Origin of the sequence: Algoriella xinjiangensis, from assembly GCF_900115015.1 — a bacterium.
Classification (GTDB): Bacteria; Bacteroidota; Bacteroidia; order Flavobacteriales; family Weeksellaceae; genus Empedobacter; species Empedobacter xinjiangensis.
In genome coordinates, this window is the sequence record NZ_FOUZ01000001.1 from 31,354 (window position 1) to 54,262 (window position 22,909).

At 30.3% G+C, this 22,909-nt stretch carries 18 protein-coding genes; 3 read left to right on the top strand and 15 right to left on the bottom strand.

What is annotated here, in order from left to right; genetic code table 11:
• Nucleotide 1 precedes the first annotated feature (1 nt).
• From bioD to BM072_RS00195, 14 genes are all read right to left on the bottom strand, one after another.
• The gene (gene bioD / locus BM072_RS00135; protein WP_092905335.1) at nt 2–616 is read right to left on the bottom strand and encodes a dethiobiotin synthase; all 615 of its coding nucleotides are present in this window, start codon (nt 614–616) and stop codon (nt 2–4) included.
• Nucleotides 606–1,724, bottom strand: a complete 1,119-nt coding sequence (locus BM072_RS00140) for an aminotransferase class I/II-fold pyridoxal phosphate-dependent enzyme (protein WP_092905337.1) — start codon at nt 1,722–1,724, stop codon at nt 606–608. Before BM072_RS00140 ends, bioD begins: the two co-directional genes overlap by 11 nt.
• Nucleotides 1,708–2,328 (bottom strand): hypothetical protein, encoded by a 621-nt coding sequence (locus BM072_RS00145; protein ID WP_092905339.1) that lies wholly within the window; start codon nt 2,326–2,328, stop codon nt 1,708–1,710. Before BM072_RS00145 ends, BM072_RS00140 begins: the two co-directional genes overlap by 17 nt.
• Nucleotides 2,329–2,517: 189 nt before the next feature.
• Nucleotides 2,518–3,285, bottom strand: coding sequence for a LytR/AlgR family response regulator transcription factor (locus BM072_RS00150; protein ID WP_092905341.1), 768 nt, complete (start codon nt 3,283–3,285; stop codon nt 2,518–2,520).
• 151 nt (nt 3,286–3,436) lie between these two features.
• Nucleotides 3,437–4,666, bottom strand: a complete 1,230-nt coding sequence (locus tag BM072_RS00155; RefSeq protein ID WP_245752009.1) for a RagB/SusD family nutrient uptake outer membrane protein — start codon at nt 4,664–4,666, stop codon at nt 3,437–3,439.
• Nucleotides 4,667–4,679: 13 nt separating this feature from the next.
• Nucleotides 4,680–8,021, bottom strand: a complete 3,342-nt coding sequence (locus tag BM072_RS00160; protein ID WP_092905343.1) for a SusC/RagA family TonB-linked outer membrane protein — start codon at nt 8,019–8,021, stop codon at nt 4,680–4,682.
• 9 nt (nt 8,022–8,030) lie between these two features.
• Nucleotides 8,031–10,601, bottom strand: coding sequence for a zinc-dependent metalloprotease (locus tag BM072_RS00165; RefSeq protein WP_476723707.1), 2,571 nt, complete (start codon nt 10,599–10,601; stop codon nt 8,031–8,033).
• A 119-nt stretch (nt 10,602–10,720) separates the two neighbouring features.
• Entirely contained in the window at nt 10,721–12,316 is a 1,596-nt protein-coding gene (locus BM072_RS00170) for a histidine kinase (RefSeq protein ID WP_092905347.1), read from the bottom strand.
• A 152-nt stretch (nt 12,317–12,468) separates the two neighbouring features.
• Nucleotides 12,469–12,627, bottom strand: a complete 159-nt coding sequence (locus tag BM072_RS15395; protein WP_125113041.1) for a lmo0937 family membrane protein — start codon at nt 12,625–12,627, stop codon at nt 12,469–12,471.
• A gap of 64 nt (nt 12,628–12,691) precedes the next feature.
• Nucleotides 12,692–18,394, bottom strand: coding sequence for a DUF3320 domain-containing protein (locus BM072_RS00175; RefSeq protein ID WP_092905349.1), 5,703 nt, complete (start codon nt 18,392–18,394; stop codon nt 12,692–12,694).
• Between the two features lie 152 nt (nt 18,395–18,546).
• Nucleotides 18,547–19,182: a nitroreductase family protein gene (locus BM072_RS00180; protein ID WP_092905351.1), complete on the bottom strand. Its 636-nt coding sequence runs from the start codon at nt 19,180–19,182 to the stop codon at nt 18,547–18,549.
• Nucleotides 19,183–19,188: 6 nt separating this feature from the next.
• The gene (locus BM072_RS00185; protein WP_092905858.1) at nt 19,189–19,557 is read right to left on the bottom strand and encodes a DUF1304 domain-containing protein; all 369 of its coding nucleotides are present in this window, start codon (nt 19,555–19,557) and stop codon (nt 19,189–19,191) included.
• 22 nt (nt 19,558–19,579) lie between these two features.
• Nucleotides 19,580–19,999: an organic hydroperoxide resistance protein gene (locus BM072_RS00190; protein ID WP_092905353.1), complete on the bottom strand. Its 420-nt coding sequence runs from the start codon at nt 19,997–19,999 to the stop codon at nt 19,580–19,582.
• A gap of 6 nt (nt 20,000–20,005) precedes the next feature.
• Nucleotides 20,006–20,437 (bottom strand): MarR family winged helix-turn-helix transcriptional regulator, encoded by a 432-nt coding sequence (locus BM072_RS00195; RefSeq protein WP_092905355.1) that lies wholly within the window; start codon nt 20,435–20,437, stop codon nt 20,006–20,008.
• A gap of 144 nt (nt 20,438–20,581) precedes the next feature.
• Between BM072_RS00195 and BM072_RS00200 the strand changes: the two genes are divergently transcribed.
• The 3 genes from BM072_RS00200 to BM072_RS00210 all read left to right on the top strand — a co-directional run bounded on the left by BM072_RS00200 (nt 20,582) and on the right by BM072_RS00210 (nt 22,270).
• Nucleotides 20,582–21,142, top strand: coding sequence for a TlpA family protein disulfide reductase (locus BM072_RS00200; protein WP_092905357.1), 561 nt, complete (start codon nt 20,582–20,584; stop codon nt 21,140–21,142).
• A gap of 99 nt (nt 21,143–21,241) precedes the next feature.
• Nucleotides 21,242–21,802 carry a hypothetical protein gene (locus tag BM072_RS00205; RefSeq protein ID WP_125113042.1) on the top strand — a complete coding sequence of 187 codons (561 nt, stop codon included), beginning with the start codon at nt 21,242–21,244 and terminating at the stop codon, nt 21,800–21,802.
• Nucleotides 21,803–22,270 (top strand): hypothetical protein, encoded by a 468-nt coding sequence (locus BM072_RS00210; protein WP_092905361.1) that lies wholly within the window; start codon nt 21,803–21,805, stop codon nt 22,268–22,270.
• Nucleotides 22,271–22,273: 3 nt separating this feature from the next.
• On the opposite strand, the gene BM072_RS00215 is transcribed toward BM072_RS00210, so the two are convergent.
• Nucleotides 22,274–22,723 (bottom strand): SPFH domain-containing protein, encoded by a 450-nt coding sequence (locus BM072_RS00215; RefSeq protein WP_092905363.1) that lies wholly within the window; start codon nt 22,721–22,723, stop codon nt 22,274–22,276.
• Nucleotides 22,724–22,909: the final 186 nt, after the last annotated feature.

Sequence of the window (22,909 nt, forward strand, 5' to 3'; positions counted from 1 at the left end):
TTTATTTTATTTTTAGTGATTTACTTACTTTATTTATGTTTTCTTTTGAAAGAAGATTAAGTTCTGGTAACTCTATAATTTGTGTCGTTTTAGGAATATTTTTAATCAAAACATCTTTTGTTGCAGGTTCAAAATTTCCATTCAAAACAACATAAGCAATTTCTAAATTCCGTTGTTGCAAAGCTTCTATTGAAAGCAATGTGTGATTGATGCATCCTAAATAATCTCGAACTACCAAAACCGTTTTTAAATTGAATTTTGCTATCAAATCAATCATAAACTCATAGTTATTTAAAGGCACAAATAAACCACCTGCGCCTTCAACCAATAAAGAATTTTCTGTGTTTGGAAGTTGAAAATCATCTAAATTAATTTCAAAATTTTCCATTGCTGCAGATTGATGCGGTGAAGCAGGATAATTCAATTTAAATCTTTCGGGATGAATGATTAAATCATTATCAATCATCGATTTTATAGTTAAACTATCGGATTGATCTAAATCGCCCGATTGAATTGGTTTCCAATAATCAGCCTTAAAATATTGTGTTAAAACTGCCGAAGTAACTGTTTTTCCTATACCAGTTCCTATTCCTGTGATGAATAAATCAGTTTTCATTTTGATATTTTTGAATAATTTCTGTGAGTAAATTAATTTCTTGAATTGTATTTGATTGATGCAAACAAATGCGTAATCGTTCGCTTCCTGCTTTTACAGTTGGCGCCAAAATAGCATAGGTTTTTAGCTGCTCTTTTTCTAAAATCTTAACCGTTTGATGAAGTTTTTCTACGTTAGAAAAATAAATCGTCTGAATTGGACTTTTATCTTGGGAAGAAGTCGTCAAATTTGATGCTCTAAAATGTTTTATTTTTTGGTGTAAATCATTCTTAAGTTCGGGATGTTGTGCAATAAATTGATATGCTTTTTGAATGCTCAAAATTTGATAAGCGGACATTGCCGTAGAATAAATAAAACTAGATGCAAAATTGATTAAATACGTTTTCAATAAATTTGTTCCTAAAATTGCTGCACCTTGTATACCAAAAGCTTTACCGTACGTAACAACAGTAGCAAAAACATTGTTTTGTAATTGATTTTCAGTAACCAATCCGTAACCAAAAACACCTATTGCATGCGCTTCATCTACAATTAGATTTGCATGATAACGCGCTGCTAAAGCAGTAATTTCTTGCAAAGGCGCAAAATCTCCATCCATAGAATACAAACTTTCTATTGCGATAAAAACCGTTCCTTCCGATTTTTGCAACAAAGCCTCTAAATGAAACAAATCATTGTGTTTAAACTTCCATTTTTTTGCTGCTGATAAACGACAACCATCGTGTACAGAACGATGAATTAATTCATCAACCAAAATAGTGTCATGTTTTGTCGCAATGCACGAGAACAAAGCCAAATTTGCCTTGTAACCAGAAGGAAACAACAAAGCCGATTCTGTTAGATGTTGAGTTGCTATAAACGATTCAACTTCCTGATAATCATTTTTATTTCCGCTTATTAGACGAGATCCTGTTGAACCCAATAAACAAGTTGGATTATCATTCACCAGTTGTAATAAAACATCCTGAAAAGCTTGATTTTTAGTTAAACCTAAATAATCATTCGAATAGAAATCAATTCCATCTGAATGAGGTTTTAAGGTTCTTAAATTTCCAAATTTTTTTCTTTGCTCAATTGCATCAATTAAATGTTTAGGAAATGATATCATGACTTAAAACTTCTTTCGAAATGGCTTCAAACCATTCTGTAAACAACTTATCTTCAATTGCTAAAATAAGTTCTGCTTTAGTTTTCCAATCCGTATCAAATTCTTCTAATTGAGCTGTCATTTCTTCTAAATGTCCTTCTTCTTCCAAAATAATCGATTTTACCATCACTTTTGACTTCAATTCTGTCAAAATATTTTGGTAAATTGGATATAATTCGTCTGCGCGAACTTCAATTGCATACGTCACAAATAAATATGAAGCATAACGTAATTCTTCGCCTTCTAATTGATAAATTTCTTTTATAAATCGACTACTTTTTATATCCAATTGATGCAAATATTGACGTGTATAAAGAGATGCCAACATATCATTTGCAGCATAAGTTTTACAATTTTCTGTATCAAATTTTAAGAGTTGTTTTTTCAGATAATACGCATGTCGATGCTCTTCTGCAGCATGTTTTAATTGCATTAATTGAACCGTTTGTGGTTGCTCGCAGGCAGATATTTTACGTGCGCCACAATTCTCCATATACGAAAGTGTATTAATCCATTTACAATGTAAATTATTATCCGAAACGATTGAAGTAAGTATCTTCTGCATCTTTTTTTAGCAAAAGTAGAAGCTAACCGGATGAATAAAATATACCAGTTTTAATTATATTGATAGTCCGGATAAGTAAAATTGAATTAAAATTTACCTTTTCAGAAATATCTCCTAATTATAAGTTAGTTATACTTTATAAAATGAAAAGAAAGGTTTTTTGAATGAAATAAAACGTCTATAAAAAAATTATAAACTAGAATTTAACCAATTTTTCCATTCGGAAATTTGTGTTTTACTCACAAAAATGGGTGAATTTATTTCTGGAATTGGCTCTAATTTTACTTCAATTTTTTGACTTGTATGTTTTATGATTTCCGTAATTGAATTGATGTGAACAATAAATTTACGGTTAATTTTGAAAAAATTTCGAGGATTTAATTTATGAATAATATCTTTTATTGTATCATCATAAATATAAGTTTTATAGTCTTTTGTCGTTAAAAAAAGATGTTTTCCCGAAGCAAAAAAATAGGCTACTTCATCTTCTTCTATCGATCTAAATTTATGACCATTCATCACCAAAAAACGATTAATTGTAGTTGATTCACCTTTTTCTAAAGTAACCATAGATTGTAAAGTTGAAGAAGCATCAAAACTATTTCTAATCGAAACAAATTTATGCAAAGCAAGCTCTAATTGGCTTTCTTCAAAAGGTTTTAAGATATAATCTATAGTAAAAAGTTTGAATACTTTGATGGCGTATTCATCATAAGCAGTAATAAAAATAATCGGTGCAAAAAGTTCGATTTGTTCAAAAATTTCGAAGCTTTTTCCGTCGCCCAAATGGATATCCATAAAAATGAGATCAACGGGATTATCTTTTAAAAATTCTATTGCTTGTTTTTTAGAACGTAAAATAGTAAGCGTTTCTATTGGTACAATATCTTGTTTCTCTAAAAGATTTTTTAGATAAGTAACCGCTAATAATTCATCTTCAACAAGTGCAACATTCATAATCGCACAAAAATACAAAAAAAATAACCGCCTAAATGATTAATTCAGGCGGTTTAAAAAATGTTATAAATAAGGATTATTGAGCTTTGCTTTTTGTGGGATTTCTATTGTATAACGTACATCATTTTCTTGTAGAATATATTCTTTTCCACTAATTTGATGCGTAATTTTTCTGATTTGCTCGACGTAAATCGTACCAACGTTGTCCTTCTAAGGCAAATTCTCTAACTCTTTCTTCTAAAATAAAGTTCATAAATACTGAAGCATTCATTTTTGAAATATTTGTTTGAATTTTAGTTAAACCTTCTGCCGAATAACGGTTTTTTAAAACAACTGACAAAACAGTTTTCGCTTCTTCTAATTGATTTAATTTCAATAAAGATTCTGCTTTGATAAAGTATAATTCTGCAACTCTAAAAGAAGTTTTAAACTCAGAATTACCGCCTTTTATCACTTTATAGTGAGTACCATTTTTTTCGAAATAGATAGGAAAACGCTTATCAATACTTGCGTCGTAAGTTGACAACAATTCGTTTGACGCAAATGCCATGTACTGAATAGGACTATTCAGCGTATTATCTAACGCTAAAATAGATTCTGGTGACGTAAAATGGTTTGGCGCAAGTTGAGATGTATTTAAATCAGCCAATTTATTATTAATTGTTAACGCTTTATCTACAGATTCTTTCGCTTTTTTCCAATTGTTTTGGTACAATGAAGTTCTAGCTTCAAACGCATGTAAAGCAGCTTTAGAAAATCTGTAATTAACACCTGCAGGCTGCTTATTCAGAATCATTAATGTATTTGCTTGCGCTAAATCAGTATTAATTTGATTGTAAACTTCTTGAACAGTTGACGGTTTTAATGTTTTTTCTAAATCTATCTCTAAATTTAATGGTACACCACGATCTTGACTTGAAGTTGAAGAATTGTATGGTTTTCCAAATAAATTAACCAAATCAAAATAGGCATAAGCGCGCAATGCATAAGCTTCTGCTAATAATTGATCTTTTTCGGGCGAAGTTTCCATTGTTTTTTGCCCTTCGGTAATAATTTGATTGGTATAAAAAATAACCGTGTAAAAACTAACCCAAGGAAACTGAATTGTTACTTGATCTGGATTTACATCTTTCCACATTGCAGTTTCTCTGTACGAAATAAAATCACCCGAATCTTCGTTCAATGTAATTTCGTCTGTACGCAAAGCTGTCATTGATTTATGCGTTGGATATTTTGCATAAGCCGAAGTTAAAACCAAGCGATAATCTGCAACCGTTTTCGGAATAATTTTTCCATCTGGTTCTATATCTAACAAGCTATCGCAACTAATTGTAGTAAAACTAACTGCAAAAACAGTTAATAAAATAATTATTTTTTTCATTTAAGTTTAAAATTTAGAAAGAAACATTAATTCCCATTGTTACCGATTTAGCGATTGGCTGCGCATAGATATTACCATACGTTTCTGGATCAAAATAACCTTTGTATCCGTTACTAAACACAAATAAATTACGTCCTTCGATGTTTATACGAGCACTTTTGAACCCAATAACATCTGTATATTTTTTAGGAAAAGTATACCCAACACGAATACTACTAATTCGCATATAACTAACTTCTTTTGCCCAAATATCTAGTAAATTGTATGCATTTGCATGATTACCTGCAAACCATTTGTTCGCCATCCAACCTTCATTATTATCCATAGAAGGACTTGTAATTCCTGGTAAAGTAGTACCTGCTTCAAAAATATCTTGTGTATAATTACGACCTGGATCTAATTCCATTCCTCTGTACGAAGGCGAACGCATTACGGTTTGTTTTATATTGAAAGCGGCAGAAACTGTTACATCAAAATTATGAATCTTGATGTTATTGATAATTCCTCCCGTAAATTTTGGATCGCGATCGCCAATATAAGTAAATAGATTTCTCATATCCTCATTCGATAAATTTGAATCTACAAATTCTCCTGGCATAAAATCAGCGTATAAATCATACAAAGCAAAAAACTCTTTTGCACTAATTTTTTCTTTTCCTTTCCAAAACATTGGGTTTCCATTTTCGTCCATACCAGCTGTTTTTAATGCAAAAACTGCATTTACAGGTAATCCTTCTCGAGATGGAGTTAAGCTATTTTCTCTTGGTTGTTCTTTGTCTACTCTACTTTTGTTGTGCGCAAAGTTGATTGTTGTTGACCATTTGAAATTCTCTTTGTCAATATTTCGTGTTGTAACTGCAATTTCAAAACCTTTGTTTGTTAATTCACCCCAATTGACCATTGTATATTCGAAACCAGTTTCTAATGGCGTTTCTCTCATACTAATCATATCCGTTCCTTTACGATGATAAGCATCCATTGCGAAACTAATACGGTTACGGAATAATCCTAAATCCATTCCAACATTTGTATTGGTTGTTTTTTCCCAACGTAATTTGTCGTTTGGTGGATTGTATACATTAATAATATCTTCGTTATTACCTGGTAAAATAGTTGTATCACTATATTCTCCAATAAAAAATGGCGAAGTATTACGGTCTATATTTCCTTGTAAACCATAAGAAGCTCTTAAACGTAGATTAGATATAAAATCTACATTTTCCATAAAAGATTCTCTCGAAACTAACCAAGATGCAGAAACTGCCCAAATTGGTAAGTATTTATATTTTTTGTTAACACCAAATAAGTTTGTACCGTCGTAACGTACACTTCCAAAAACAGTATATTTTTTGTCTAATGTATACGAAGCCGTTGCAAAAGTTGAAACATACGCATTAACCTCAGCAGGCATTTCACGGTATGTTTCGTATATTTTTTGAGAGGCAAAACTAGATGTTGGAAAAACAATTTGTGTTGCTCTTTTGGTTATAGGATCATATCCAAAAGCTCTTGTTAACGTTGTATTGTTTTCTGTTCTACGAATTTCTGTACCCGCCATCAAATCAATTTCGTGACGTCCGTTAATTGTTGTGCTATACGTGGCTTGCAATTTCCAGTTGTATTGAAAATATTCGTTGTCCCAGTTTTGTTTTATTGCACCGTCTGGTAAAAAATAAAGGTATTGTCCTGATTTGTAATAACGTGTACCTTCTCTCATTTTACGTGTAAAATACGTTTCTTCTGCCGCGTATTTTTCCGTTTTATTATTATCGTATTGAATTCCGAATTGAGAAGTTACTTTTAAACCTTTTGCAACTTGATAATCTAAATCTAAAATTGCTTTTAATGATCTATTTTTAAGATTATACTTTGTGTTTTCTCTTTCTTCTATAAAATTAAAAGGGACAAAACGATCTTCATATCCATCAATATCTTGGTCATATCTGTAAGAACCATCTGGATTATATGGCGACAAATATGGATTTGCATTACGCGAATAATTAATTGGATTGATTGACGCATCTGCATCAGTTACAAAAGATTCTTTATCACTTTCTGTTGCGAAAATAGAAATTCCTACATTCAGTTTATCGTTTAATTTGTAATTGTTTTTTAAGGTAAGATTGTAACGCTCAAAGCCTGTTCCAATCGTTGTTCCTTGCTCGTCATAGTATCCCAAAGAGAAATAATAATCAGAACGCTCATTACCTCCAGAAAGGCTTAGACCATATTGTTGATTAATTGCGTTGCGGTAAAGTAATTTTCCCCAATCAGTTGTATTTCCTCTTAATCCGTTAATTTGATTTTGAGTAACAGCATCTAACGAACCAAAACCTCCGTTTCGTAAAGCATCTAATTGTCCATTTCTTGCCAAAATACGCATCACTTCTCCTTTATCTGTACGATAAGTAAGATCTGAGCGACTTGCCAACATCAATTCTAAATCAACTTTTTGAGAAGCATTTAGTAAATTTAATCGATCAAAATCTGGACGAGCTGTTACAAAAGTATTTGCCGAAAAATTAACGACCATACTTCCTTTTTTACCTCTTTTTGTGGTAATAGAAATTACACCATTTGCTGCTCTTGCACCATAAATAGCGGTTGCTGCGGCATCTTTTAAAATGGTAATATCTTCGATATCATTTGGATTAAGACCAGCTATCGAGAAATTTTGTAATTGATCAATATTATCTTTATCACTAAAATTAGGCACATCATTTCCTTCTAAAGGCAAACCATCAATTACCCATAATGGATCTTGTGGTCCAGAAAGTGAAGCTGTACCACGAATTCTAATTTTACTTGGTCCTCCTGGCGATCCAGTTTCTGTAGTTACTGCAACACCTGCTACTTGCCCGCTTAATAATTGATCTACACTTGCTACACCAGCTTGTTGTATATCTTCCATTTTAACCGTTGCAATAGCCGAAGTTAATTTACGTTTCTCAATTTTTTGATAACCCGTAACAACAACTTCATTTAGTTGATTATCTTCTGGCGCAATTGTATCTTCTGCAGGAAATAAACCAATTGTATAGGTATTATTACCATTAGAAAGCTGAATTAATCGAGAATCATATCCCAAATAACTTACCAAAACTGATTGTGTATTGGCTGGAACTTCTAAAGTAAAATTACCGTGCTCATCTGTAACCGTACCAACAGTTACGCTTTCTATAATTCCTTTTTGATCTGTTGTAGTCGAAATTGACTGTGCTTCTATTTTAACTGAAGCACCAGCAATTCCCATTAATGTTTCTTCGTCCTGAACCGAACCTGTAATCACTCTCTTTTCTTGAGAAAACGCAATGCTTGCTGCAAAAAGAGGTAAAAGAATGAATGTCTTTTTCATGAATTTTTATTACTTTAAAGCTTCTTTAATACGAATGATTAAATCTGCATAATGGGCTTTTGTTGCCACGTCTCCGTTATTCTTTTTCTTATTCAATAAAGCTAAAACTCGTTGTAATTCAGCTCTTTTATACGTTGTAACTTCTGAAACTCTTTTCATAGAAGAATAATTGATATTTCTAACCATTTTATCTTCTTCTAAAAAGTTACAGATTACAGGCATTTGTAGGGTTTGGTCTATTTTTAATCCAACAACAGTTGTTTTTTCAAACAATTTATTGGTTGATACAATTAATGCATCGATGTAATTTTTTTGAGTCATGCGATCAAGAATTGTCAATTCAGATTTTTTAATAAAAACTGCTTCACGTACTTGATCAAATAAATTCTCAACTGTATAAATTTCCTCTTTCGAGTTTAATTCTTGATGTTTTAATTCATTTTCTAATAATCTTAGTAAACGATCATCTGTAAATAATGAATAGATTAAACCATATTGCATTTCTCTCGCCATTGTATAAGGCGTTTGCTCATAAGGTCCCATCGGCGAATTTTTAATCGCGTACGTTTTATCTAAAATATCATTAAAAAATAACCATTTTGGAAGATTAATTACATTATCATTGATATAAGAAACCGCTTTACGTTGCATTTTTGCAGGTACTGGTTCGTAAGCTTTTTTATCGTTTCCGAAAACTGTATTGTTTAAATAAATACCACCAACATTTGCCAAAACATGGTTAGAATACATGTCCCATTGCCCAATTGTACCGTAATATAATTTACCAGCACTTACAAGATCTTTACCATCATCGTAAGTCCATTTCATTAAATTATCAATAACACGTTTCAGATTTTTCATTCCATATTGACTAGCCAATACAGCATCATCACCTAAATCTTCGGACTGCGAACGTGGATCAATTGTGCTTAAATAACTTTGTTGTTCTCCATAAAAATAAGCGGCATCATCTTGATGATCTTCAATTAATTTTCGAAGTGATTTTTGCTCTGTTGTAGAAGTAGGATACCAACGATATCCCCATTCTATCGCATATTTATCGTATGTTCCGATTTTTGGCGTAATTGCTGTAACACCATCTTCTGGTTGTGCCACATAATTGTATCGTGCATAATCCATAATAGAAGGAGCTGTTCCGCCCATTTTATCTGTAAATTCTTTAGATCGTAAAGATTCTACTGGATAAGCAAAAGATGCACCCATATTGTGTTTCAGTCCAAAAGTATGTCCAACTTCATGAGATGATACAAAACGAATAGCTTCTCCCATATGTTCGTCGCTAAATTTGTTTCCTCTAGCTTTTGGATCAATTGGTCCTGTCTGAATTCGCATCCAATCATGTAAAGAAGTCATTACATTGTGCCACCAAATAATATCAGATTCTAAAATTTCTCCACTACGCGGATCAACTACAGAAGGTCCCATTGCATTGGCTTTTGGTGAAGCAGCATAAGTGATTACCGAATAACGAACGTCATCAATATCAAAATCTTTATCATCCGCAGTTGGTTCTTTTGCAATAACCGCATTTTTGAAACCAGCTTGCTCAAAAGCAATTTGCCAATCGTGTACACCGTCTATAATTTTCTGGCGCCATTGTTTTGGCGTCGCAGGATCTATATAATAAACAATTGGTTTTTGAGGCTCTACTAATTCTCCTCTCAAATACTTTTCTTTGTCTTGTTCTTTTGGTTCTAAGCGCCATTTTGTAATGAACTTTTGTTCGTCCATTTTATGTTGACCATCATTAAAAAACCAATGTTTTTCTGTAAAAAATCCTACACGAGGATCTGCAAGTCTTGGTTGCATGGGTGTCTGAGCTAGCAACACAATATTGCTAGTCACACCCAAGGTTACAGCTAAATCTACCCCTCCCTCATTTACACTTGTTGTTAGTTGTGATTTCACAACAATGTTCTCTGGAAACGATTTCACATTTTCCACATATGATAGATTTGCTTTAACCGAACCACCTAAACCTATATTCGTTAAAACATCATTAAAGCTTTTTTGATTTCCATCAAATACTTTATTGACTTTGATTACTACCGAAGTAGAATCATTATTTTGTGCTTCAATATCGAAAACCTCGATAATTGATTCTGAAAAATTGTCTTTTACAGATGCTGTAATCGCATCATTTTTTGGCGAAGAAACTTGTGGTACAATTGTTTTTACCCAAACTTTTTTCGCAATAGAATCACGGTGAAACGTAATAACTTTGTTTTCGTAATTCATTCCCTTGTTCAATCCCGCATCGTTTACTTGCATTGGAACTTGAGAAAGTTTATTCACGATTAAAAACTGACGTCCAAATAAACTATCCGGAATCTCAAAATAGATATCCGTTTTTACTTGAATCGTATTAAATAATCCTTTTTTATAAATTCCTTTTTTCAACAATTCGTTAATGTTTTTAACTTTTGTTGCTGTAGAATCCGTTTTTTCTGTTTTTGTTTTTTCGGTCTTTTTGCTCTCTTTCTTTTGTGCATAAACCGCAGTAGAAGACATAGCTAACCATAAATAAATCGCTAATTTATAATTCTTCCTTTCCGTCATCTGATACATTCAAATATTAAATTATCGTTAATTCTGCTATAAACTTAATGGCTGTTTTGGGAATGCAAAATTATTTGGGAGTGAATGGCTATTATTTGGGAGTGAGTGGTTGTTATTTTTTATAAAAGTGGTAAAACGCAAATAAATTCATCATTTTTTATATACGCCTTAAACTCATTATTTTGATGATATTGATACATTTGTTGCATGTAGTTTAACCCAAAATTTTCGTTGTCAGTTCTATTATTTTTTAGCTGTAATGTGTTTCTCACAACAATAGCTTTTGTCTTAACAAAAATCTGAATAGTTAATGGTTCATCAATCGTTGCAATGTTATGCTTTATGGCATTTTCTACAACAATTTGCAAAGCTAAATAAGGAATTTTCTTTGCTAAACTTTGCTCATCTTCAATAATTAATTTAAAGATTAATTCTTCAGAAAATCGACTTTCTTGCAATTCCATATATTGCTGAATAAAAGCCAATTCTTTTTCTACAATTACAGTATTTTCCTTTGGCGGAACAATTAAATAACGATAAATCTTAGACAAATTCATCGTAAATTTTTGTGCATTTTCTTTATTCAAACCAATCAACATGTACAATGAATTAAGCGAATTGAACAAAAAATGTGGATTAATTTGATTCTTTAATTGTTGTAATTGATTTAAAGTATTTACATTATTAATCTTCTCATTTTCTACAATTAATCTATTTTTTTCATCGTTAATTTCTTCTTTTTCTTTATACGCTTTTGTTGTTAATTTATTGAACAATAAAAAGATAAAAATGATTAAAAGAAAAGTGGCTAAAAATATAAACGTAATGTAAAATTTGATGCGGGCTACATTTTCATTAATAATCAAATCAAGATGATTGACAACCACGTAACCGTCAAAATTCTTGGTTTTTAGTGGTTTTATAAAACGCTTGATATTTGTATTTTCTATAAACTCGGACGACGCTTCATTTTCCGTGTATTTGTCTTGTGGAAAACGCGTTACAATTGTACTTGTTATCGTGTCATTTGCTTTAATATCTGTAAAATCGAACACATTTTTCCCTATAAATTTCTCATTCGGATGCGTTAAACAAATTCCATCTTTATTAAAAATATAGGCGTAATTGGTCGCATTTATATCAATATCAATAAAAAATCGATACAAATCATATAAATTAATTGTTGAGCCGTAAAATAAATTTTCGGTTTCAGAAACTTTTACCGTATCATAATTTACCCAATACAACGTATCATTATAATTAATTAAAAAATTATTTATTTGCTGATTTTTAACAAGATAAATGTTTTTAAAATCTTTGATTGTTGGTTTATGAAGAACTTTAGAAAGTATATTTTTATCGGTGATTTTTTCTTTGTCAGATTGATAAAAAGTATACCAATTGTCTCGAATTAATTTTCGATTAAGGTTTAAATCATTCAGAATAGAAAAATGATCGGCATAATTATTTTTATCACTTCTATTGATTACATTTTGCAAAACACTTTGATATTCTTCTATGTTTTTAAATTCGTGTTCAATTGCTTCATATTTTCTAAAAAAACCTTTTCGCACAAAATCTTCGTTGGTTTTTTGGCTTTCGTTATTTATCAAATAGCTCAAAATAATCAACGCAATAATTACAATTAAACTGACGAATAATGCAATAACATAGATGGATTTTTTGGATAAAGTGTATTGAAGGCGAATAGACAAAAGTAATTTTTGGCAAAATTACGATAAGTTTTTAATTTGCTGATAGTAAAGCGAAATCTTCTAAAAAGATTAACATTTGAGGTTATCTTCGACTAATTTGTATCTAAATACAAGTAAAAACCTCCTAAATTCTACATTTAGGAGGTTTTTATTTATTGTTTATTTCCCGTAATCAGACGATATAAAATCGCGATAACAGCCAAGACCAATAAAATGTGGATAAAGTTACCAACGGCTTCGCCAAATCCGAAATAACCAATTGCCCATAAAATAACTAAGACAATAGCGATTGTTGAAATTAAATTGCTCATACTAATTTATTTTTAGTGGTTAGATTATTTATAATGCAAAACTTATTCCGAAAAGGTTTAATCATTAAGTATTTAATATTATTCGATTTCCATCTACAATTAAATTACCCTTGTTTTGCAAATCATCTATTGCTAAATTAATAACAACATCTATTTGCGCACCAACTTTAGAAAAATTAAAAATTCGAGCAGTAAATCTAATCAGCTCCATTTTTTCTAAACTTAAATTATCTTCCATAATTTCTTGAATTGCAACCGAAATTTCTTCAATAGACAATTCATCAATCGTTCTTTTTTCGATTAAATTATCTCTATAATAATCTAAATGATTGGGTTGAATTTCTGTTGTCCAATAAAATTTTTGATGATTTTCTGTCGTAATTAAATCTGGAATTGAATTAATTATCTCACTTAAATAGCCATTCAATTTTGAACCAGCGCGAGCTGTATTCCAGTTTTTTAAGATTTTTTTAAACAAACTATTTTGACTTATCGGAGCTTCTGTTGTAATAATTAATCTCATTTGATTTAGAATTTCTGCCCTATTTTCTGGAAAATAAATAGATTCTGAATTGGCAAACTCTACAGGCCTTAAAATTGCTGCAACATATGGTTGTGAAAGTGTATTAACATTTAAATCCTCAACAGTATTCAAGTCACTTTCTATAGTTATCAAAACCTCGGGCTGTTCTACTTCTACAACAATTTCCTTTTTAATTTGCACAAGATACTCTTTGATATCTTCTACTATTTTATCTTTGTTTTTAAGCCAATCCAAAGTCCAAATTCTGTAAATATTCCACCCCAAATTTTTCAATACATTTGGCGCTAAAAGTTCACGATCATTTGTCGTATTAATTTTAAAATAATTATCACTATCTACAAGTATAGCAAGTATATAATCGTTTTCATTCGCTTCATCTACTACACCTATATCTATTTTGTAATCAGAAGTACCAATATTAGTTTTTACATTTAATCCATTTAAAATTAAATAATCAGCTATACTTTTAATTAATAATGTTTTCTCATTTTCTAACTTATCTTTTGCTTGATAAACAATGCCTTTTTCTGCAAAATTTAAGAAATTCTTTAAACCTTTTACACCTTCAGAATTTGTTCTATTCAAATCAATTTGATCTCCTTTTAATGACGAAAAAACCTTCATTTCATAACGTGCACGCGTAACAGCGACATTCAATCTTCGCCATCCGCCATCACGATTTAATGGTCCAAAATTCATCGAAACTTTACCATCTTCATCTGGTCCATAACCTATAGAAAAAAGTATAATATCGCGTTCGTCTCCTTGTACATTTTCTAAATTTTTAATAAAAATAGATTCATTATTGTTTATAGAAAATTCTTCTAATTGTGGATAAGTCTGAAATAATTTTTGCAATAAATCTTCAATCAAAACTTGTTGCGTTTGGCTAAAAGTAACAACACCAATTGATTTTGTATTTCCTTTTTTAAGATGTTGAAAAATATAATTAATGATTGCTTCAGCCTCATTTTTATTGGTTCTCGTTTTTCCTTTATCATAAAAACCTTCGATGAATTTAAAGGTAACTTTTCTGTCTAAATCATCTGGAGAAGGAAAAGTCAATAATTTATTATCGTAAAAATTGACATTGCTAAATGAAATCAAACTTTCATGTTTACTACGATAATGACGCAACAAATAATTGGAAGGAATTGACAATGCTAAACAATCGTCCAAAATACTTTCTAAATCTTCTAACTCAATATTATCTTCATCAATTTTGGCAGAAGCAAAAAAACTAGTTGGCGGCATTTGCTTAGGATCGCCTACAATAATCGCCTGTTTAGCCCGTGCTAACGCACTTATTGCCTCGGATGTTGGCAATTGAGAAGCTTCATCAAAAATAACTAAATCAAAATGTTCTGTATTGACATCAAAATATTGCGCTACCGAAATTGGACTCATCAACATACACGGTTTTAACCTTGGAATTAAAGTTGGAATTTGATCAAATAATTTTCTAATCGACAAACCTCTTCCTTTACTTCTAATTGCTTTTTGTAAAATTCCGATTTCAGAACTTTGCGCAGCTTCTTGTGTAAGATTTGGAATACGATCACTCAATTTCATTACCAATTGATTTTTACTAAGTGTCGTAAATTCTTTATGTAAATCTTTATATTGTTGAATGTATGATTCATAAATTGTAGCATCAAAACTATTCAAAACCTCAGAATTATATACTGTTTTTACAAAGTAATTTAAATGGATAATATTCTCAAATTCAATATCAACTGCATTCGTTTTTATCAGTTTTTTTTCTAAAAGTGTGATAAACCAATTGAGATTTAAACTGGTTGCTTTTTCTTTTAAAACATTATAATTTACCCAATCTTCTAAATCTGAAATATTAGAAACTATATTTTCCAATTCATCATTCGTTTCTGGAATAGAACTTAGATAATTCAATAAATTAATTTCCGAAGCAGAACTTTCTTTTATCGTAACAATACTTTCCGCCAATTTTTTAATGAGATTTGGTTGATTTAAATGATTTTTTAACCAATCGGGAAACGCATTTATTTTTGTTGCTTCACCTAATTTTAGTGCATTTTCTACAGAAGTAATATCGTGCTCTATTTTAGAAATTGAATAATGATTTTCTTCGAAATAAGGCTGCGCAAATAAAGCTACAAAAGCATATTGTGGATTGTTTAATTGTTGATTTGACTGTTGTCTAGCATTCAATTTATCGAATAATTGATCAACTTGTTCAGCTGATTCTATCTTTGATTTTACATAACCATTTAATTGTGCTTTTACCTTACGTTGTTTCAGCCATTTAGGGAAGAACCAAGTTAGCTTTGATTTGTTCCAAATTTGACTTAAATTTTCATAATCTAAGTTCAAAATAGATGAATTATATACGCTATTTAACTCATTTTCTATCAATTGCACTTTATTTTGCTGTAAAATCCAATTTTTCAATAAATTAAGTTTTCCTTCATCTTTTACTACATCAATCAAAGGCAGTTTTAGTTGATTATTCTTTAAATATTCAAACAAGTTTAGTACAGTAATTTCATCACTATCGTTTAATTCAAACTCTTCTTCAATTTTTAAAAGCGAATTTTTATAATCAATGTAAGTATTTATCGCACTAACAATCAATCCTTTATTCTCAAACTGATGTTGAGCTATATTAATCAATTTCAAAGAATGCGATGAAGGTTCTCCAATTTTTTTGACAATAGACGCAAACGGAATTAGCCAATCTTTCCAACTATTCCATGTTGTATTATCAATTTGATTACAATCAATCGGAACAATAAACTGTTCATTTATTTGTACATTATTAGCTTCTAAATGCGAAATAGAATCGTATAAACTCCATCCAACTTTAAATTTTTGATGTAATTCTATCACATATTTACTAAGCTCTTTTTTACGCTCATCAATTCGTATTGCTTCTGCCTCAAAATTTGCATTAATTTGATATTTTGGAACTTCTAATGTTCGCTCAAATTGTTGTAAAACATCCGACTTCTTTGATTTATTAGAATGTAATTCAAGGCAAAAAGGTCCTAAGCCAATACCTTCTAATCGACTATGAACTACATCTAAAGCAGCTTTTTTGGCTGCAACAAATAAAACTTTTTTATTATTAGCTAATGCATCTGCAATAATATTGGTAATTGTCTGAGATTTCCCTGTACCAGGAGGTCCGTGCAAGATAAAACTCTTGTTTTGATTGGCGTTTAAAACCGCATTTAATTGAGAATTATCGGTAGGAATTGGTAAAATTAATTCTGATGACGAAATATATTCTAAACTTGATGTATCTTCATTTACATTATCTAAAGCTTTGGTTAATTTACCATCAATTAAACTTTTAACAATTGCGCTTTTTTGTATTTCTACAGCGTATTTTGAAATGTCTTGCCATAAAATCAATTTATTGAATGAAAAAGTTCCCAATACTGTTTGGTCTAAAACATCCCATCCTTCTAAATTTAAAACTGCATTTCTAATAATTGCCAAAACTTTTGCGACATCTACACCAGAATCATCCGTTGGTAAAGTTTCTAAATTAGTCAAATTTAATTTATATTCTTGACGAAGATATTCGAGAAGCGTAATGTTAATCATCGTTTCTTCTTCTCTACTTCGTAACATAAATTTAGAATTTACGGACTTTCGAGATAATTCGACAGGAATCAATAATATTGGAGCAAATCGTGGAGTATCTTTATTGCGCGAGTCAAACCATTTTAAAAGTCCAATACCTAAATACAATGTACTTTTACCATTTTCTTCTTCAGCAAGTTTGGCTGTACGAAATAAATGTGTTAAAATTGTATCTAAATCATCTTGGTGATAATACGTTAAAAGCTTGTTGTATTTAAACTCATCATCTGCCAATTTAAATAAATCTTGTGACGAATGAATTGGATCGTGATAAAGACTATATTTTTTTAAAACTGCTTGATTATTGTTCGGATGTATTGTATAAGTTTTGCCATCTGCCAAATGATCTTCTAACAAATTAACTTTAAGATCAACCAATTGCAACATACTTTTTGTGAAACGCAAATTGAGTAAATTATTACGCAATGAAAGGTCTAAAAGTTTACGCTCCCATATTTTTTGTTTGGTAAGATTTGATAAATCTGTTAATTCTAAATCTTGGTACAATGTTCCAATCTCAAAATCTTTATCAAAGTTTGATTCATTTATTTCTGCGTTTAAAACAATTTTTTCTACATCATCTTTCGTTTTTAGCAAAGGCAAAGGTCCAATTCCATTAGATCTCGCATTTTTAATATCAATAGAAAGTAAAAAATTATTTAAATCCATAATTTCAACTTCCGCCGTTTTCATTGCTTCTGTAAACGACATTTGACTTCCTTTGCACAAATTTGTAGCTTCTATCAAAGCAATTTCTTTTATTCCCGAAGCAATTCGTTTAGAAATAGCTGCTTGATCATAATTTATTATTCCATCAAAACGTTGATTCTCTAACCAAACACCTAAAAATGCATGTCCGCGAGTTACAACCAATAAAGGATTGAGATTTATAGCTTCTAAACATGCTGCAAAAATCAAAGAAATATCAATACAGTTTCCAAATTTAGTTTCTATAACTTGGTCAATTAAACGAATTCGTTGTCCAGTTTTCTCAAAACTTGGTGGAATTGCACTGTAAATAAATTCGTAGTTCTGAATTGCTTTATAAATTGAGGAAATCAATTGCAAAACTCTTTCTTTATTATTGGCTTGATAACCTTCGAAAGATGGATTTAAATTATTGGTTTCTAAAATTTTGATTGCATCAGTTTTAATCTTATAAATAAATGCGTTATTTGATAATACATACGATGCTAATAATTCTGGATAAGTTTGTAAACCACCAAAATAATCAATAGGAAGTACTTCTAAAGTAATCGTTTTTTGCGCAATAATTTCACCATTTTTGATTACTTTGAACTGTATTTGATCAAGATCTTTTTCTGATAAACTTTTCAGAAAATTTAAATCATAAATAAAATCAAACTGTGTAAGTTTGAAATCTATATTTTTCTGTAAACGATCAAAATTAAACTGTAAAGGTTCAAATAATCCAATATTTGAAGTAATAATGAGCTGAATATCTTCTAAATCATTTTGTATATCTTGAAAATTTATACTTGTCAAAAAATTATAATTGTTAAGACAAAAAGTATAATTAATATAGTTATGATGTTGAATTGTAAACTGAAATGGCAATGGTTGGTTGATCATTTTATCAATGATTTAGCGTTATAAATTGATATTTAAAAATAGTGAAATAAACATTTACTTTTTAAATAAAAAATATAATTATTCAATAATGGATAAAAGGATATCATATAATTCAAAAAAAGGTGCAAATTACTTTGCACCTTTCTCTATTTTTATTTTACACGGATAACAAATTCATCCATCGGAACTCTTACTTTTTTCATCGTAGACAACCAATCTTTGCTTGTATCGCTATAACCTAAATACATAATTACTGTACTTTTTAGTCCTTTCGCAGGCAAATCTAAAACTTCATCAAAAACTTTACTATTAAAACCTTCTGCTGGTGTACTATCAATTCTAAGTTCGGCAGCTTGTGCTAAAGCCAAACCTAAACCAATGTACGATTGTTTTGCAGCGTGTTCAAAATGTTGTTCATTCGTTAATTGAGAAAGACTCTCTTTTAACTGACTTGTATAACTATCAAAACGACCTCTTGGTAAATCTCTTTCATCAGTCGTTAAATCGTACACTTTATCAATTTTTTCATCTGTATAATTATCCCAAGCTGCAAAAACAAGAATATGAGAACAATCTGTTACACATTCTGGATTAAGCGCTCCATTAACCAATTTATTTTTAGTTTCTTGATCTTCTACAACTACAACACGAAATTGTTGTAAACCTGAAGAAGTTGGTGCTAAACGAATTGCTTCTAAGATTTTATTTAAATCTGTTTCACTTACTTTTTTAGTAGGATCGTATGCTTTTGTAGCATGTCTCCACTCTAAATTCTCTATTAAACTCATTTTATATTATTTAGTGATAAAAACCATTATAAATGCCAAAATAGCTGGTAATGCTTGTACAAAAAATATTTTTTTAGAAGCTGTAATTGCGCCGTATAAACCTGCAACAATAACACATCCTAAGAAAAATAAACGAACGTTAATTGCCCATTCTGCGTTGTCTATTAAAAAAGACCAAACCAATCCGGCAGCTAAAAAACCGTTGTACAAACCTTGATTTGCCGCCAATGCTTTTGTTGGTTTAAAGAGTTCTGGAGAAAGACTTTTTCCGAAAACTTTTTTACCAACCGTTTCCCAAGCAAACATTTCCATCCAAAGAATGTATACATGTTCGATGAGAACAATCGCGGTTAAAATACTAGCTATTATTTGCATTTTATGGTTGATTAATTTATTATTAATTATTTGAAACAATTAGTTCTACATCAATATTATTGCGTGTAGCGTTAGAATAAGGACAAATTTGATGCGCTTTTTCTGCATATAATTTTGCATCTTCTAAAGAAACACCTAAAACTGAAATTGTCAAAACTGCAGCTAATCCAAAACCACCGTTTTCTAATTGACCAATGCTAACATCTGCTTTTACAGTTGTTTCTGCTTTTACTTTATTTTGTTGTAAAACCAAATTCAAAGCGCTATCAAAACAAGCAGAATATCCTGCTGCAAATAACAATTCTGGATTTAAGTAATCATCATTTGCTCCGCCTAAAGCTTTTGGCATACGAACGTCAAAATCTACAATCCCATTTTCGCTTTTAACCTTTCCATTTCTTCCTCCTGTTGCAGTAACAGAAGCTGTATACAATGTTTTCATATTTGTTTATTTTGATTTTATTTTTGTAATTATTCTTCTCAAATCCATTAAATCTTCCATTGAAACATTCATTTTTTCAGCTAATTTTGATGGAACTTCACATGCTTTTGCTTGCAAATCTTTCCCATGTTTGGTTAATTTTATTTTAACAACACGTTCATCTTTTTTGCTTCTAACTCTTGTTACAATTTTTTTTTGTTCCAATCTTTTTAATAATGGTGTTAACGTTCCACTATCCAAAAAAAGCTTCTCTCCTATTTGATTTACAGTCATATCGTCTGTTTCCCATAAAACAAGCAATACCAAATATTGCGGATAAGTAAGATCCAATTCATTTAGCAACGGACGATATTCGTTTACAATATCGCGTACCAAAACATAAATTGGAAAACAAAGTTGATTCTCTAATTTTAAACTATTTAAATCTTGTTCAATCATTTCGTTACAAATCTACGTCAAATTATATTGTACGCAATTTAATTTAACAAAACTTTAATTCTACCCTACTAATATCATTTGTAGAAGTTGCTTTTTGTTCGCATCTTTGTTAAAATAGTTCGATTAAAATTTAAAGATTGATTGATGAAGAAAAATAAGCAAATCATTTTAGCCATATTAGTAGTTCTTGGTTTATTAGCCATTATGTTTACTCCGATTGGAACGTTTTTGAAAAGTAAAATTGAAGATGATAGCCATTTAGCAGGAAATGATGTTGAGCTTTTGGACAGCGATTATGATGTAGATTTAGCGGGACACAATGGTGCAACAACAACCAATTTATTGGATATAAAAAATAGTGGAGAAGTTGTTTTTCTTAATTATTGGGGAAGTTGGTGTCCGCCCTGTGTTGCGGAGATGCCTACAATTCAGAAATTATACGAAGCAAAAGGGAAAAAAGTAAAATTTGTATTGGTTGCAATTCAAGATAAACCAGCTGTATTTAATGCTTTTTTACAAAAAAACAATTACACAATGCCAGTTTACGAACCAAGTAGTCCGTTGTCTAACAACATGCTACCAAAGGTTTTTCCGACAACTTATATTCTAAATAAAAAAGGAGAAGTTGTTTTAAAAGAAACAAAAACAAGAGATTGGAACGATAAAGAAATTAATGATTTATTGGACAAATTGATTGCAGAATAACGATAAAAACATGATATAAAAAGGGTAATATTTTAAACAAATATTACCCTTTTTATTTTATAGACGTTATAACTTTGCACTTTATAAAATTATACGTTTTTGAAGAGCACACGCATCATCAAGTTTTTTACAATTCTGACCATATTTATCATTCAGTTTTTGTTTTTATTTGCCATTTTAAACGAGCGAATAAAACATTATGCTGTGCCATATATTGTGGTTTTAATTTGCATGATGCTAATTGTGGTTTACAGAAAATTTCCGCTTCATCATCATGAATTTTCATTTGATCGAAAAAGCTTGGTTCTTTGGATTCCGATTGCAGCTATTATTACCTATTTACTGAATAATAAATTAGGATTAGGTGGCGTTTTTTCTGCTGGAATTGTTGGTACAATTGGATCTTTTTTGACCATTATCAATCCAAAATCAGATTACCTAAAACAACTTGCCGGACCAATTTATTGCGGCGCCTTTATTGGAATGACTTCGCTTAATTTTGAGTATGTTTATTTGATGATTATTACTGCCGGAATTTTTACAGCATTGTTATTTTTTGCAACAAAATCGCTATTTGTAGGCGTTGGTGGTAAATTAGGAACTTTAGCTTTTATTGGTGTATTGTTGAGTATGTTATTGTTTAAATTAATTTTTGGCTAAATGATTGATTTTTTGATTTTTGCAAGCGCATCAGTAATGGCAACATTTTTAACCTTTGCGTTAAATATTCGTTTCAAGCAAGGACCAGTTCGTTCATCTGCGCTAATTGCACTAATTGTCGGAGGATTTTTCTATTTTTTTCCAACACTTTTACCCGAAATCTATACTAAAAATATTCCTTTATATGTTATTGGCGGAACCTTTATCGGAATGGTTTCTTCGAGTATCAATATTAGCTATTTTTCGTTGATTTTTTCACCGATTCTTTTCTCTGTTTTATTGCATTATACCAGCAAAGTTTTTAATGGTTTTGGTGGCGCATTGGGTACAACAGCCTGCATTGCGTTAATGTGTACAATGGCTTTTCCTATTATTACAAAACATAAAAAAGTAACATACGGCTATCGTATTTTAAGAATGTTTTTCTTAAAACAAAAACGAAAAAGAATTATAAAAAGAAAAGTTTAAGACTTAGTCATAACAGTTAAAAATAATCTCTCCTACTGTTTTACTTTTCCAATAGTTAATCTGTTTTAATTCACTTTCTGCTAAATCTTTTAAATCAGAAGTTTCAACATTTTCTAAGGCTTCTTTTCGGTTAAGAACAACCAAATCAGAATTTACAGTTGCTTTAAGTTGCGTAATTAAATCAATTGGAAAATCAATAAATCTTAAATCAAAACAACGGCTATTTTCTACACATGCAAAAATAAAATAAGTAGAATTCGCTATCAAATAAAATTCTTTTTTTGTGCGTTCATCTTTTATTTTTTGTTGATAGAAATTTGACGATTCGTTCGGTTTTTTCAATTCTCCTTGCTTCAAATAAGGTTGTGTTATATTACTCAAAACGGCGTTTAATTGTGTTAAATCAAATGTAGATTCGGTATCAAAACCTGTAATTCCTTTTAGTAGTTTCATGCTGTAAAATTGATTTTTAATCTATTACAATTTCGCTATTTTTCAAAAATTATTTATTAAACATAACATTATCAAATTGTTAAACTTTGTAATTAATTTTACAAATAACATGTTTAACATTAAATAGATATTGTCTATAAAATCAATCAATTTAAAGAATCAATAATTAAATTTTATCTTTTTGAT